The sequence below is a fragment of the Paenibacillus sp. B46(2026) genome (assembly GCF_056786355.1).
In genome coordinates this window covers 602,679-616,169 of record NZ_CM165907.1, presented here as the reverse complement: position 1 = coordinate 616,169, position 13,491 = coordinate 602,679, and the positions used below count along the sequence as shown (strand labels likewise).

Here is a 13,491-nt window from a genome sequence, read left to right as displayed (position 1 = left end):
GCGAAGGTTGTCAACTCATTTTTTCACGGTCCAACGGAAGATAGAGATGGAAGGTGCTTCCTTTACCTTCAGTACTCTCAAGTTCAATCGAACCCCCCAGTAATCTCGCTAAATCCCGACTGATCGACAGGCCAAGTCCGGTACCCCCAAATTTTCGACTAATCGACCCGTCAGCCTGCTGAAAGGCTTCAAATATGGAATGATGCTTGTCCTCGGGAATACCAATGCCTGTATCCTGAATGGAGAATACGAGCCATCGACTCTGAATGCCTGCATTTTGGATCTGTTTGGTGCTTACGGTCAGCGTGACCTTTCCCCGGTGAGTAAACTTGACGGCATTGGACATCAAATTCCGCAAAATCTGCTGAAGCCGCTGGGGATCAGACCAGAGCGTCTCGGGTAGTCCTTGTTTTTTGTCCAGAACCAACTGAATTCCCTTTTTCTCAGCAACGAGCTGAAAGTGGTTCATGGCATCTTCTGTAAGTTGTGCCACACTGATATCCTCGAGTACAATATCCAGCCGACCTGCTTCCACTTTGGACAGATCCAGAATATCGTTAATGAGCGTAAGCAGTTCCTGCCCGGAGTGGTCGATCATGGTGGCGAAACGTACAATATCCTCCTGATCCATCGTATCCGCGTTCTCACTGATCATCTGGGCAAAGTTAATGACGCTATTCAGTGGTGTACGCAACTCATGTGACATATTGGCGAGAAATTCTGATTTGTACTGTGAGGCAATCATCAATTGCTTCGCTCGATCCTCCAACACAATCTGGGCTTTCTGCAATTCTTCCTTTTGCACAGATAATAATCGGTTTGTGCTCTGTATCAACAATATTCGATTCTGTTCATTCTGAAAATCACGTAGAATAAATGCAAAAATAAGACTTAATACAATGCCTGTAGGAAGTGTATAAGGCATAATATGCGAAAAGAAATATGTAGCCGGGATCACACCGACGATAGCAATGTTTACACTATTGACCACATTGACGATAACTGTAACAAGTATTCCTTTAATAATTAGCCTATAGTTGCTGCGTCTCATCCATATATTTAGACCTGCACAGATCACGCCCAGCAATGACATGTTGAGCACTGCCGCCAATGTAGCATCCGTGATGCCAAAAGTCAGCCTTGACAACCCAATTCCAACACCCACGAGGATCACGCTATAGGGTTGTCTATACGTCAGAACAGCAACAATTAAAGGGACATAACGAAGATCAAAGACCACTTCATCGGTGAGTTGAAAGCCAAAAACCGTACTGATCCAGCCTGCAAAAATAAGGACAAGCACTGAACTGATCTGTTTCACTCGAGATGAGCTACGTATTACGATATATTTATAGAACACACTAGCAAGATAGGCTATCGTTATAAGCATTCCCATATTCAATACGAACATTTTTGAAAATTGCATTCACTCACTCCTGTTGTCCGACTTTACTGGCTAAATTATCTTCGTCCGTATGTGTTTTTATCATATCATGCCCATTGAAACTTCGGCATTCCTTCTTCGTCAAAAAAATACACAAAAATACACAAATCAGGATTCAATTTGTGTGCTGGACGTAGTAGAATATATTGTTGTTTAAATTTAAACTACTATATAGATTGAACTAAAGAATAATTACACTTGCCACTCCGATGACAGAACAACCTTCTGATCGCTGTTATCCCCAGATTTTTTCGATTCCCTTTTCTGAAAGGGAAAATCCGTGGATAAAGGCGAACGCTCCGCTTCTTCAGGTTATTTCTGTCCTCTCCGTTCTCGTGTAAATGAATGTATAGTGCAACTTATATAGTTATTTGCTGGGGTCATGCTCCTCTGGAGCATGAATGAAAGGAGAAAAAATGTTGTGCAATTGTTAAAAAATAAATCCTATTGGCTGTCATTGAGTCTGATGCTGTCCTTGGCCGTTATGGGGCTGTTCTATGATATTCTTAATAGTCCGGAACGCGGGTTCGTTATACTTGATTCCTCGCTTGATCGAATCATCCCCTACGTGCCTGCCATGTCCATTCCATATTTGGGCTGGTACCCGTTTGTATTCGGTGTGCTCGCTTACCTGTGTGCTAAGGATCGACTGACGTACTACCGCGTCTTGTTATCCATGAATATCTGTGTCTGGATCTGTTATCTGATCTACTTCAACTTTCAGACCATGGTACCACGTCCGGAATTAACAGGTACAGGGGTGGGGGCATCTGTTCTTGGTTGGCTCTACAGCCAGGATCGTCCTTATAATTGTTTTCCAAGTATTCATTCCCTGCACTCATATCTCGTGATGCGTGCTGTTCTCTCGGTTCCAAGCATCCGCAAACCCATCAAGATCTTGGTAGTTGCCGGTGCAGCAACCATTATATTATCCACGCTAATGATCAAACAACATGTGATCTATGACGCGCTGGGTGCGGTCATACTTGGCGAATGTGTTCTTACCATTGTAACAGGACTGGCTCTTTATCGGAGACGCAGAAAAGAATCGAAGTGGACCGAGGGAATCAGCTGATCCCTCACTTCGACGGTTTCTGCAGATGCTGTTGTCGTCTCCATTCATCAATAAATAAGCCTGCAAAATAGGGGTCCCATTGGGTCCCTTTTCCTTCTTCCAAAATCGTTAGCGCTTTCTCGTGACTCATCCCGTTCCGGTATGGTCGATCAGACGTCATGGCATCAAAGGCATCCGCTACCGCAATGATGCGGCCAAAAAGCGGAATATCATCGCCAGCCATCCCATCCGGGTATCCTTTGCCATCATATCTCTCATGGTGAGATCTTACTCCTGGCAGGAAGTCCGCCATGGCATCAATGGGTTCTATTTGTAACAAAATACTTTCCCCCTGCACGGGATGTGTACGAATGATCGCGAATTCTTCATCGCTTAACTTCCCATCCTTCAACAACACCTCATCAGGTATGCCAATTTTCCCAATATCATGGAGCAAGGCTGATTTGTACAATAAATCCGCCTGTTCTTCATTCATTCCGCTCAACTTGCCGATCATCAGCGAATACTCTGCTACACGCATGGAATGCCCTGCCGTGTATTTATCTCGGGCATCCAATGCAGCCGCCAGCGTAGAAAAATAACTTTGCAGTAGCTGCCGATTACGTTCCTGTCTCATCTCAAGCCGATTAATCATCATATTGAAACCCGAGATCAGTGCAGAAAATTCATCCGCATACAGATCCGGAGCTCTTCTGCCAAGATCTCCCCCCTGAATGCGGTTCATTTCATGCGTCAGTTCAGTAACTGGATCACGAACATCACGAATCAACAGCCAGCTTCCCACCAGCGCAAACCCCGCGCCCAGAACTACGATGAGAATCCCCCACAGAATGTACTCTTTCGCAAATTCTTTGTCCATATACTGAAGCCGAATATATGTAGCCAAGAAAAATAAAAATAGAGGAAATAAGCCGATCAGTGCCGTACTTAGCTGAAATTTACGCTGAATCGATACCAGGATGCGCCCTCCCAGTGAAGGTTCCATCCCATATTGGGCTTTGCCTCGATGGCGAATCTCAAGTAACAGGGGTCTGATCGCCCGCACCGTTAGGTAATACTCAATCAGCGCATGCATGATGGCAATCAGAAAGGCGCACGCGGCTGCCACCACAATATACCCGTAAGGGAACTCAAGCCACCCTGTGGATATCATCCATATGGTTAGTCCAGCTGCCGGAAGTGAAAAACCAAGCATGTGCGGACCCATAATCCGATATATGGTCTGTCCCGGAAAACGATGAATACTCTCATACATGCGATTCAAGTCATCTTTTTCATGATGCTCTGAAGCAAAAAATTGCCTTATGGGGCCGAGCTGTACCCACAGCGTAATCAATTCTGCGACCAGCATGAACAAGAGTGATATCAACACAATGACGATGAGTCGGACAAATTGAATATTGGGTATCTGTAAGGTAGATACCATAGCCACTGTACCGACAACAAAAACAGCTACCATTGAACCGATCAGATAATTGCGTATCAGGCGAAAGATAAATGAACGGTATACTTCCAACTGAACCCCTCACTCTCTATGTGCAACCCGTTCTCCCTTGAGACACGGGGAGATCAAGGGTATTGCCTTCTATTGGTTTATCGGTTACTCCGACTAAAAAAATTAATAAAATCCCCTGATCAGATACTGAAGCTCCACCTCTCGAATCGTTAAAAAAACCGCCCCGTTCCGCAGTAATTTGGTGGTACTCTGAAAAAACCAAAAAGGCCGCTCCACGAAGGAGCAGCCTTATGTGATACACCCTATAGTTATCCTTTGATCTTGGCAGCCAGAATTATCGTACCGCGCGGCTCATCTCCCATGGAATCCGGCTCAAGCGTGATCGCAACCGTATCATAGTCGTTGGCCGAATCCAATGTATAGTATACCGCTCCCATGCCATCCCGACTAAGGAAAGTTCCGGCATTCTGAGGTGTATCCCCTTGATCAACCAGACCTGGAACGCTTCATTGCCTTCCAGATTTGGCAGGTTCTCAGCTTGCACTACCAAGTGAGTGCCCTACGCAGAAACGTTTGAAGAAGATTACCTCTAGTCAGAAATACTTTGAAAAAGTTTCTGTATATTTTCAAACCAGCCACTCAACTTTCGACTGAAAGAAAGCCCGTAAACATGTTTTTCTGCTTACGCTTTCCTTTTTATTGCAAAAAATTACAGCCTGTGGTATAGTATAAAAGTTGTATTAAACAACCTCATATGATTTCTGTCTTCTTTAAACCCCGGAATATTTTCTTCATGCTGCGACCGCAGCGAATTAAGTACAAGCAACCTATGAAGATTGAAGAACCTGAATCACAATAACCCGGTAGTACAGAGTTTCACAAGATGTTCCCATTCACACTGGCGCGGTCATCGGAGCCGCAAGGACAAAAGAGAGGTAGGGCTTTTGTTGTTTTGGATATCACTTATTCTTGAGAAGATTGAAAACATACACAAAGCACCCGGAATTGGGTTCCGGGTGTTTATCCATGTCTACATACCCTTCCATCACCTACAAAAAATTAAAAAAGGGACACCGCAGGATGAATTCCTACGCTGTCCCCTGCTGATTATATGAACGTTACGCCCCATCATCAATCTCAGGGTTTAGAGCTTTTGGGACCAGCTCCATTGTAACGATCCACAATCGGCATAGCCGTCTTGCACACAAGGTAATTAGATGAACATTGTTTTGGAAATAATCACCAGCAGGATGAACAGTACGAGGATCGTACCCATGGAACCCCAGCTTCCCCCGCCATGACCATAGGATACTCCACAACCATGGTGATAACCGTGCATCATTGGAGCCTGATTAGGCTTGTGTCCGTAACCGTAGCCCATTGGCATTGTGCCGCAGCCATATCCGTGCATCTCGTGACCTGTGTATTGATATCCATACATGTGCCCATGTCCCCCCATATGTCCGTATACATGCCCCTGTCCGTTCGGTGAGTTTGGTTTTACTTCGCTCATTGTTCATTCCTCCTTAACATTTGCCTACACCCCTAAGCTATGTATTCAGCCTACCTCTGGACCGGGCTATGGCCCTCATTTTGACAAAATGGGCGTTTAGCCATTGGGTAAGCTTTCCCCTTTTCGTCATATACTCCGTCCTTCCATTTCTTAAATTTCGCTAATTTTTCCGTTCAACCGCAAGCGATCTCATCCATGCCTCTCAACCATACTTGTCCACACCAAAAAAAACCCTACCGGTTGCCCGGCAGAGCTCGCCATATTATACCCAGAAAGATTTAGTGATGATTACGAGAAGAATGAACAGAACCAGGATTGCTCCAGTCGATGTCCAGCCGCCGTATCCTACGCCTTCAACTACTTTGCTCATGCAGAACCCTCCTTTACCAATATATTAGGGTCCAAGCGGTTTATTAGATCAAGAATGCTTTAGAGATGATGACCAACAAGATAAAGAGAACCAAGATCGCGCCAGTCGATGTCCATGCGCCGCCGTATCCACCTACTACTCCACTCATGTAAACCCCTCCTTTGATTTGAGGTACAGTTCACTATATGCACCAATCCCATATGGGACCGGGCTCAGGTCGAAAATGGGCTGTTTTTTTGTCCACCGACTATTCGCTAATTGCACCTACATAAAGGGTTAGTTCTTAAGTCGGAATGTTATGTTCAAATACGTTTAAGTCACACTTAAATCTCACGGTTATATCCATCAAATGTATGTACTATCGTTCAAAATGGATACCAATACGGTATATTATTAGATTTTAACTTGTTAAATACAGATAAATTACCTTTTTAGTAATTATGAATACTGAAATCTTTATTTATGTTATTATTTTACTAATAAAGTAGAAAGGAGTTACTATGCCCACCACCTAAACTTGATTATCCCAAACGAAATGATGACCTTAGAAAAAATCCCAACCGATGGGAAGCACATTAGGAGAAATTAGACATAATGAAGAAACTTATTACGATTTTGGCATTAGCGGCATTGCTTAGTGCTTGTGGTAATTCAGAAACAAACACAACAGCCAATAGCCAAACGTCCGAAGCAACCAAGGCCACTGAAACTGTCTCAACAGAAGCAAAAACTACGAAATACACTACATATAGTGGAGAAGGATTTTCTTTTGCATATCCTGAATCCTGGAAAAGCGTAGATACAAGTCAAATGAATGTTCCCTCCATTAAAGCTGCTTTTTCAGACCAATCTTCATCAGCCACATTTGCTGATAATATTAATCTGACGATTGAGGCCAGCTCAACCGGTTCAATCAATCCTGAAGAATACGCTAATAATGTGGTTGATTATTACACAAAAAACGGTTCAAGTATCGGCATTTCCGATTATAAAAAAACCAGCTACACGAACAAGCCTTATAAAGAATATAGCGCTGGTGTCTTGGAAGGGTCCTATAAACACACATCGGGTACAGATGTTGTCCTTGTCCAATATCTGATTCCAACCAATACAGAACTCTATAGCATGACATTAACCTATGCCAAAGATACATATAATCAGGACGAGATCAAAGATATCTTGGATTCTCTAAGCATTACTGCTCCTCTGGAGCAAACCGCGCAAACTGCAACGACTGGAAATTCATCTGCTACAGCATCAGCTGCCGATTTCTTTAATGAGTTAACTCCGTACATTACGGAAGATACAGCCTATATGGAACAGGCTTCATATGATTTCTTTGGCAATCATAGCGATGTATTCCCTGCCAGCACGGCAGAACTCCGCAAAAAGGCAAAGGATCTCGTTGACACCAATGTAACGACCCGTCATCTGAATAAAAATGTGGCCAACTATTATGATACATTCGTTCAAATCAATGGGGAGGTCATCTCCGTTGAAGAAGATAGCTCTCTCGGATCGACCTTCTCGGTTGTTCATGTGATGGATGAGAACGGGAACGATATAATAGCGATATATCCTGCAACGACCGGAGATCTGCTTGATGGTGATTACGCTACTGTTACCGGTGCACCAATTGCCAACTTCTCTTTTGAAAATGTCGGTGGCGGTTACACCAACGCCACGTTGATTGGCGCCTCGTTGGTAGTTGCAGATTAATTAAAATGTTAAATGAGTATACAAAAAGGCCAGCTCTTTAAAAGACTGGTCTTTTTGACATTCGATTTAGGGATGTAGAGTATTTACATTAGGAAAATTAATTGGGTCTTGCCTGAAGTGACGTCAGTTTATCCTGAACCGATTGTAACTTCTGTATACTTGAGGCATCCGGTTTATCACGACGGTCGTCAATCTTGACGGATGTGGAAACACGCTGAGCTCCTGACAAAAACGGCGCTTCATGCAGAGCCGCAATTGCTGTAAAGATCTCGTTAAGCGGTCCCTCAATAATGGTGCTCATGGAAGTTAACTGATATGTAATGCCCCGTTGATGTTCCAATACCTTTTGCATGTCCGCCACATAACTGCTTAGACTGGTTGTACCCGTTCCGATTGGGATTACAGTCACTTCTGCTATTGCCATTTTGCTCCGCCTCCTCTGGGCCCCGTGAACAACCGCTGCCGCTGATTTTAGTCGATTTTTGACTGTTTTTATTCTACCAGTTGAATGCGTTACAATTCAAACTGACGTGAAGACGTCATTCAAATTGGTCAAAAATTTTTTTTGATAAATCTTCAAATCTTCCAGTCCTTTTCCTTTGCGGATTCCCGGCTTAAATGGTATACTCGGAATTACGTTTTACTGGTTCTGCCCACTTTACAAACACAATATGTTGGGTTACAGTATGTTGACAGCTACAAAATGTAGTAACACTAGATTTCTCCGCTTCTAATAGTCACCTTCTGCAATCTCGCGAAAAACAGGATGAAATCACCTCCAAAGGCACGTCCCTGTAGGTGTAAATCGCTTTCTCGAAACAGAGTTGACACGGAGGTTAACGGGGCTGTTTGGACTGCATCCGGTATCCTCAAACTACAGGCACATCTGCATATAGACAAAAGCTTACATAAGCACTCTTTTCTGTCGATATCCTGAACCTCTAAGACAGTAAGGAAGCTAGAGCATCCATGGGCATTTTCAGCCGCGAGGCGGGAGAATGCTTTTTATATGAGCATGTTCTGCATTGTGCTGCTTTGTGCACCTCAAGTTGAGCGATTTAAGACATGAACTTGTCACCGCCGTTTCAGTCCGCAAAACGTAACCTATTTCTTTTTCTCACCGTAAGAAGACACTCAATTCTTTATATAAAGAATTTCTCCAATTTATCTCTTAAACATGCGAAAGCGAGGAATATTCATGCCACAAGTTGTGACCAAGCCGAACAACCGCCAGCTTGCCTTTGATGATATGCGTATCTCGGTATATGCCGACCGTATTCTGGAAGGACTGGACATGCTCGACAAGGAACGTCTGGTACGCGGGGTAAACAGCAAGCTCCGCCGTGATGAAGTTACCGGAGACGAAATCAGCAACGCTTTTATGATGAGCGCACTGGAACTGGTAACCAAAGAGGAGCCTAACTGGAAATTTGCAGCGGCACGCTCCCTGCTCACTTCCCTGTACAAAAAAGCGGCTACCAACCGCAGATACAAGTCTTACCCGGACGAGCCTTATGGCGCATTCCACCCTCTTCTTGTAGATCTCGTGAAAAAAGGCATCTACCGTGAAGAATTGCTGGAATGTTACACCAAAGAACAGATCGACGAACTTGCTGAGTGCATTGACTATCGCAACGATCTGCTCTTCGATTACATCGGCTTGCTCACACTGGCAGAACGTTACCTTGCTCACGATTTTGACGGAAAAGTGATGGAGTTGCCTCAAGAGCGTTACATGGTTATCGCGATGTACCTGATGCATCAGGAGCCTGCTGAGAAACGTATGGATCTCGTTAAGGAAGCTTACTGGGCGATGAGCAACATGTATATGACAGCAGCTACACCTACGATGTCCAATGCGGGCAAAAAAGTGGCTGGACAACTCTCAAGCTGCTTCATTGATACCGTGGACGATTCACTTGAAGGTATCTTCGATTCCAATACAGATGTAGCTCGTCTGAGCAAAATGGGCGGCGGCATCGGCGTGTACCTCGGTAAAGTCAGAGCACGTGGATCGGATATCCGTGGACACAAAAACACAAGTTCTGGTGTAATCCCTTGGATTCGCCAACTAAACAATACAGCGGTCAGCGTAGACCAGCTTGGTACACGTAAAGGTGCCATTGCCGTATATCTGGATGTCTTCCACAAAGACATTCTGGCCTTCCTCGATCTGAAGCTGAACAACGGTGACGAGCGGATGCGTGCACATGACGTATTCCACGGGATCTGTCTGCCTGACTTGTTCATGGAGCGGGTATCCAGCCGCGGCGAATGGAGCTTGTTCTGCCCACACGAAACGAAGAAAGTGATGGGCTGGAAAGACGAGAACGGTCGTCCACTCGGACTGGAAGATTTCTACGATGAGTCCTTTGGTGCAGGTGCGTTCCGTGATAAATACGAAGAAGCGGTCAACCACCCGCTATTGTCCCGTATCACCGTTCAGGCGATTGATATTATGAAACGTGTGATGAAATCCCAGCTGGAAACAGGTACGCCGTACATGTTCTACCGCGATACCGTCAACCGTGCGAATCCGAACCGTGCACACGGTATGGTCTACTCTTCCAACCTTTGTACCGAGATCATGCAGAACCAATCTGCCACTGTGGTAGAAAAGGAAGAACTCGTAACCAAAGATGGACAGACTCGTATCGTGATTTCCAAAGTACCTGGCGACTTCGTTGTCTGCAACCTGAACTCCATTCACTTGGCACGTGCCGTGCCTCATAATGTGTTGGAGCGTCTGGTACCGATTCAGGTACGTATGCTGGACAACGTTATCGACATTAACAACATCGAAGTACTGCAAGCCCAATATACCAACAGCCAATATCGTGCAGTCGGTCTGGGAACATTCGGACTTCACCACTTGCTTGCCCTTGAAGGCATTCGCTGGGAGTCCGATGAAGCGGTAACGTATAACGATAATTTGTATGAAAAAATCAACTACCTGCTTGTGAAAGCCAGCATGGAGTTGTCCAAAGAAAAAGGACATTATCCTAAATTCAAAGGTTCAGATTGGGAAAGTGGCCACTACTTCGACCAACGCGAGTACACGTCAGGTGAGCGCGTAGGCGAGTTCGTGACAACCGAACAATGGAAAGAACTGCAAGCTGAAGTACGACAAAACGGTGTACGTAATGCCTGGTTGTTCGCCATTGCGCCTAACGGTTCCACATCCATCATTGCAGGTTCAACAGCCAGCATTGATCCGCTCTATGAACTGTTGTCTTATGAAGAGAAAACAACATACAAGATTGCCAATCCGGCACCTGATCTGTCCGAAAAAACGATCTGGTATTACAAAACGGCATTCATGGTCGATCAACATGCTTCCATCAATATGGCTGCTGCCCGTCAGCGCCACGTCGATCAGGGACAGAGCTTCAACCTGTATGTTCGTCCGGATATCAAAGCAACGGAATTCCTGGAACTGCACTTGCACGCCTGGAGAGCCGGCATGAAATCGACGTATTACGTTCGTAGCCGGGCATTAACCATTGAAGAATGCGATTCTTGCGCAAGCTAAGTTTTATCCGTCATAGAGAAGATTGACTAGATTCACGATGACCACCAGGGCATCCTGTTTTGATTGCAAAATGGCGTTGCCCTGGTTCTTTTTTGCCTAAAACACGATCACAGCATCGCAAGATGTTGATATAGATAATTTCCCAAAGTTCTGTCGGCAGAACATTATGAAATTTCAAGGAGTGAACGGACTATGCAAGTACAGAAAATTTTCAACACCGAAGCCCCTAACCAATCGACCCGTATTATTGAAGGTGAATGCTCCGGTATCCTGAACTGGAACGACATTCGCATGCCTCATATGTACAAATTGTACAAAGTACTACTGCTCAACCACTGGATTGCAGACGAAATTCCAATGTCCAAAGATGCTTCCCAGTTTGCCCAATTGGACGAGGAAGAACAACGTACGTTTAAAGTCAACATCTCTCTGCTCGCGGTACTTGATTCCATGCAGACGATGTTTGTCGGTGACGTAAAACGTTACTTTACCGATTCTTCACTCGAAGCGATCTCGGCCATTATCGGACAACAGGAAGTCGTTCATAACCAATCGTACTCCTACGTCCTGTCTTCGATCGTATCTGATCGGGAGCAAAAGGAAATTTTTGAATACTGGAAACATGATCCAGTTCTGCTTGACCGTAACCGTTTCATCGCAGACATCTACCAAACTTTCCGGGACGAGCCATCTCCACAGACGTTCTTCCAAGCTATGGTAGCCGATCTGGTACTCGAAGGCATCTTCTTTTATAGTACGTTTGCGTTCTTCTACAATCTGGCCCGTGACCAGAAAATGATGGCAACCAGCCAGATGATCTCTTATATCCAGCGCGATGAAAACCAACACTGTTACTTCTTCGCTGAAGTGTACAAACAGCTGCTGGTAGACTTCCCTGAACTGAACACACCTGAGAACATGGACTACGTATACAAAACAATCCATCGTGCTGTTGAGCTCGAAACTAACTGGGCACATTACACGCTCAGCAACGTACGCGGCATTGACCTGAACGAGTTGGAAGACTATATCAAGTACATCGCCAACAAACGTCTGCGTCTGATGGGTATGGAAAAAGCGTATGAAGGTGTGGATGTAAACTGCATGCCTTGGATTAAACCATTCTCCGATGAAGCACTAAATGCAACCAAAACAGACTTCTTTGAAGCCAAATCCCGTAACTACGGTAAAGTCGGCGACGATAACGGATTTGACGATTTGTAAAATCTTCTGATCGAGTATCTACTATTTGAGTATATCCGGTATAAATAAACACAAATTAAAGCACTCCCTTTGATAGAATGCCTTCATGGCTATCTGCATGCGGGAGTGTTTTTTTGTCTCTTAACCTTGTAAGATAGTTTTGAAAGAGATTCACACCCCTCCTACGGAAGTGAGGCCTATTCATGGAAAAAGAACTGCTGGAACAACTTAACTTATGGCATGAGCAGGACCAATTCAGTCTCATTATTGAACGTATTGAACGTATCCCTGAATCTGAGCGGGATTATGGTCTGATTGGTCAACTTGCCAGAGCCTATAACAATGACGCACGCTACCGCGAAGCCATTCAACATTTGTTGTCTGTCCAGGAGCAAGGGGTAAGCGACCCGCTCTGGCAATATCGCTTGGGTTATGCATACTGTCACATAGCGAGCTATGAACAGGCACTACTCGCTTTTGAGAGAGCTGACGAACTTCTACCCCATGATGAATCTACGCTTGATTTCCTTCGCCAGATTCGTCCCAGAGCGGAGAAGATGCGGCTGGATCGTCAACGCCATGAAGAGAATATTGCAGCATTGGAGCAGAGCGGTACACAGAACCATCTAAGAGCCGCTTCAGGGACTTATGCTCCCGCAACGTTCTGGATACAGAGCGATTATGCGCAGGAAAATCATGTATCAGAACCTTTTGACGAAGAAGAAATTGTGTCTATTGAGCAAGAACTAGGTTACAAGCTGCCCGCTTCCTATATTCAACTGATGAATACGCAGAACGGCGGTATACCTGCGCTCACCTGTATTTCCCACCAAAGAAGCGACTTCCTGGGCTGAGGATCACATTGCCATTTCAAGCCTTATGGGAATCGGACACGATAAAATATACGCACTCGCTGGTGAGCTGGGAAGTCGGTTCATGATCGAAGATTGGGGATACCCCGACCTGGGGATTGTGATCTGTGATTGTCCATCCGCTGGTCATGATGTCGTTATGCTGGATTATCGTTTCTGTGGCCCTGAAGGTGAACCCTGTGTAGTTCATGTGGATCAGGAAAATGATTATGAAATTACATATCTTGCGCCGAATTTTGAAGCTTTCATCCGAGGTTTGGTCGATGAGGATGCGTATGACCTGTCTGACGAAGAGAATGAGGACTAA

12 protein-coding genes are annotated in these 13,491 nt (G+C 44.9%); 6 read left to right on the top strand and 6 right to left on the bottom strand.

Translation table 11 applies throughout. The features are described from left to right. Positions 1 to 10: 10 nt before the first annotated feature. Complete coding sequence (locus tag AC1S8V_RS02915; RefSeq protein ID WP_482072359.1) at positions 11 to 1,426, bottom strand: sensor histidine kinase; 1,416 nt, start codon at positions 1,424 to 1,426, stop codon at positions 11 to 13. Between the two features lie 439 nt (positions 1,427 to 1,865). On the opposite strand from AC1S8V_RS02915, the gene AC1S8V_RS02910 reads away from it, so the two are divergent. Next, positions 1,866 to 2,519 carry a phosphatase PAP2 family protein gene (locus tag AC1S8V_RS02910; RefSeq protein ID WP_482072358.1) on the top strand — a complete coding sequence of 218 codons (654 nt, stop codon included), beginning with the start codon at positions 1,866 to 1,868 and terminating at the stop codon, positions 2,517 to 2,519. 4 nt (positions 2,520 to 2,523) lie between these two features. On the opposite strand, the gene AC1S8V_RS02905 is transcribed toward AC1S8V_RS02910, so the two are convergent. The 4 genes from AC1S8V_RS02905 to AC1S8V_RS02890 form a co-directional block, all read right to left on the bottom strand. After that, positions 2,524 to 4,035 carry an HD domain-containing phosphohydrolase gene (locus AC1S8V_RS02905; RefSeq protein ID WP_482072357.1) on the bottom strand — a complete coding sequence of 504 codons (1,512 nt, stop codon included), beginning with the start codon at positions 4,033 to 4,035 and terminating at the stop codon, positions 2,524 to 2,526. 1,153 nt (positions 4,036 to 5,188) lie between these two features. Further along, positions 5,189 to 5,488 (bottom strand): hypothetical protein, encoded by a 300-nt coding sequence (locus AC1S8V_RS02900; RefSeq protein WP_482072356.1) that lies wholly within the window; start codon positions 5,486 to 5,488, stop codon positions 5,189 to 5,191. Between the two features lie 262 nt (positions 5,489 to 5,750). Further along, positions 5,751 to 5,858: a sporulation protein YjcZ gene (locus tag AC1S8V_RS02895; RefSeq protein ID WP_201028111.1), complete on the bottom strand. Its 108-nt coding sequence runs from the start codon at positions 5,856 to 5,858 to the stop codon at positions 5,751 to 5,753. Between the two features lie 43 nt (positions 5,859 to 5,901). Beyond that, complete coding sequence (locus AC1S8V_RS02890) at positions 5,902 to 6,006, bottom strand: hypothetical protein (protein WP_017690880.1); 105 nt, start codon at positions 6,004 to 6,006, stop codon at positions 5,902 to 5,904. 446 nt (positions 6,007 to 6,452) lie between these two features. Here AC1S8V_RS02890 and AC1S8V_RS02885 point away from each other — a divergent pair, with 446 nt between their 5' ends. Continuing rightward, entirely contained in the window at positions 6,453 to 7,577 is a 1,125-nt protein-coding gene (locus AC1S8V_RS02885) for a hypothetical protein (RefSeq protein ID WP_482072355.1), read from the top strand. A 97-nt stretch (positions 7,578 to 7,674) separates the two neighbouring features. Here AC1S8V_RS02885 and AC1S8V_RS02880 read toward each other — a convergent pair whose 3' ends face one another. Next, on the bottom strand, positions 7,675 to 8,001 hold the full coding sequence (locus AC1S8V_RS02880) for an MTH1187 family thiamine-binding protein (RefSeq protein ID WP_017690882.1): 327 nt from the start codon (positions 7,999 to 8,001) through the stop codon (positions 7,675 to 7,677). 774 nt (positions 8,002 to 8,775) lie between these two features. Between AC1S8V_RS02880 and AC1S8V_RS02875 the strand changes: the two genes are divergently transcribed. The 4 genes from AC1S8V_RS02875 to AC1S8V_RS02860 all read left to right on the top strand — a co-directional run bounded on the left by AC1S8V_RS02875 (position 8,776) and on the right by AC1S8V_RS02860 (position 13,491). Further along, positions 8,776 to 11,109 (top strand): ribonucleoside-diphosphate reductase subunit alpha, encoded by a 2,334-nt coding sequence (locus tag AC1S8V_RS02875; RefSeq protein WP_482072354.1) that lies wholly within the window; start codon positions 8,776 to 8,778, stop codon positions 11,107 to 11,109. Positions 11,110 to 11,301: 192 nt separating this feature from the next. After that, positions 11,302 to 12,333 (top strand): ribonucleotide-diphosphate reductase subunit beta, encoded by a 1,032-nt coding sequence (locus AC1S8V_RS02870; protein WP_458125128.1) that lies wholly within the window; start codon positions 11,302 to 11,304, stop codon positions 12,331 to 12,333. Between the two features lie 182 nt (positions 12,334 to 12,515). Continuing rightward, entirely contained in the window at positions 12,516 to 13,166 is a 651-nt protein-coding gene (locus AC1S8V_RS02865) for an SMI1/KNR4 family protein (RefSeq protein WP_482072353.1), read from the top strand. Positions 13,167 to 13,191: 25 nt separating this feature from the next. Beyond that, complete coding sequence (locus AC1S8V_RS02860) at positions 13,192 to 13,491, top strand: SMI1/KNR4 family protein (RefSeq protein WP_482072352.1); 300 nt, start codon at positions 13,192 to 13,194, stop codon at positions 13,489 to 13,491.

Coding starts and splice junctions, on each gene's coding strand:
- AC1S8V_RS02915 (WP_482072359.1), bottom strand. CDS start 1,426: ATGCAATTTTCAAAAATGTTCGTATTGAATATGGGAATGCTTATAACG.
- AC1S8V_RS02900 (WP_482072356.1), bottom strand. CDS start 5,488: ATGAGCGAAGTAAAACCAAACTCACCGAACGGACAGGGGCATGTATAC.
- AC1S8V_RS02895 (WP_201028111.1), bottom strand. CDS start 5,858: ATGAGCAAAGTAGTTGAAGGCGTAGGATACGGCGGCTGGACATCGACT.
- AC1S8V_RS02890 (WP_017690880.1), bottom strand. CDS start 6,006: ATGAGTGGAGTAGTAGGTGGATACGGCGGCGCATGGACATCGACTGGC.
- AC1S8V_RS02885 (WP_482072355.1), top strand. CDS start 6,453: ATGAAGAAACTTATTACGATTTTGGCATTAGCGGCATTGCTTAGTGCT.
- AC1S8V_RS02880 (WP_017690882.1), bottom strand. CDS start 8,001: ATGGCAATAGCAGAAGTGACTGTAATCCCAATCGGAACGGGTACAACC.
- AC1S8V_RS02875 (WP_482072354.1), top strand. CDS start 8,776: ATGCCACAAGTTGTGACCAAGCCGAACAACCGCCAGCTTGCCTTTGAT.
- AC1S8V_RS02870 (WP_458125128.1), top strand. CDS start 11,302: ATGCAAGTACAGAAAATTTTCAACACCGAAGCCCCTAACCAATCGACC.
- AC1S8V_RS02865 (WP_482072353.1), top strand. CDS start 12,516: ATGGAAAAAGAACTGCTGGAACAACTTAACTTATGGCATGAGCAGGAC.
- AC1S8V_RS02860 (WP_482072352.1), top strand. CDS start 13,192: ATGGGAATCGGACACGATAAAATATACGCACTCGCTGGTGAGCTGGGA.